A 1,255-nucleotide genomic window follows, 5' to 3' on the forward strand; every position below is an offset into this window, starting at 1 on the left:
AATCAAAACACCTAAACCACTTGTTCCCTAAATTCTTTAGGGGATAGGTGGTTTAATTTTTCTTGAATTCGCACACAATTGTAGTAATGAATGTATTCTAGCACAATCTTTCGCACAGTTGTGTTGGATACTTTTGTTATCTTTTGTGAATAGAAAGCTTCACTTTTCAAATGACCAAAGAAGCTTTCCATGACGGCATTATCATGGCAATTTCCTTTCCGGGACATGCTGGTGATAATGCCGTTTTCTTTGGCGTACGCTTGAAATTCTTTTGCTGTATAAATACTTCCTTGATCCGAGTGAAGAAGGACACCTTTTACTTTTCGCCCTCTCATTGCTTGTTTTAATGTCTTCATCGCCAATGTTAGTGTTTGCGACTCGCTGATGACACAACTAATAATTTCACGATTAAAGGCATCCATAATCGTTGATAAATACAAGGTACGCTCTCCAAATAATAAATAAGTTACATCCGTAAACCACTTTTCATTTGGTCTGGATGCATCGAATTGGCGCTCCAATCGATGAGGGGCTACCATTGGTTCCGCACCATTGATATATTTCTTTTTCTTTCGACGTACTTTTGAAAGAATATGATTTTGTCTCATGATTCGTAATACTTTTTTATGATTGACACACAGTCCCATTTTTCGAAGAGTAGCGGTCACTCTTCGATATCCATACCGGAATCTATGCCTAAGACAAACATCCTTTACTTTCTCTTCTATATCCTCTTTTAGATCTTCCGTTCGTTGTAACCAACGATAAAATGTGGACCGGGGTAATTCTAATACGTTACACAATTCTTTTACCGTTAGCTTTGTTTTTAAATCGTTCCATAAAGTAACTACAGTTTCTGGTTTCAGCCCCTTTCGATTTCTAGATACTTTCCCCATACAAGTAATTTTGTTTTTAGATGTTTATTTTCTAAGCGTAACTGTTCCAATTCATTTAACTCTTTTGGCCCTTTTCCATAAGAATATTGTTTTCCTACAGGTTGTTGAAAACGGTACGTTTGACCGGTACGATACCATTTCATCCATGTCTTAATTTGAGAAACATTTTTAATTCCAAGCTTCTCCATAATTGTCCGATTGGAATATCCATCCTTTTTCATTTCAATCACTTTCCACTTTATTTCTTCTGGGTAATGAACTCTTGTTTTCAAACCAAAAACACCTCCATTGAATTTGCATACTTAGTATGCGAATTCAGGAGGTGTTTTTTTCATGTGCCACTATTCGGGTTCACTTCA

1 protein-coding gene is annotated in these 1,255 nt (G+C 36.4%); it reads right to left on the bottom strand.

Annotated features, from left to right (window positions below; genetic code table 11):
- Window positions 1-11 precede the first annotated feature (11 nt).
- A protein-coding gene (locus PDQ33_RS28865; protein WP_085964999.1) for an IS3 family transposase occupies window positions 12-1,168 on the bottom strand; the annotation gives its coding sequence in 2 pieces (ribosomal slippage) (window positions 12-916 and window positions 916-1,168; 1,158 coding nt in all).
- Between the last annotated feature and the right edge of the window lie 87 nt (window positions 1,169-1,255).

Source organism: Bacillus cereus group sp. Bc031 (assembly GCF_027716265.1).
Lineage (GTDB): Bacteria > Bacillota > Bacilli > Bacillales > Bacillaceae_G > Bacillus_A > Bacillus_A paranthracis.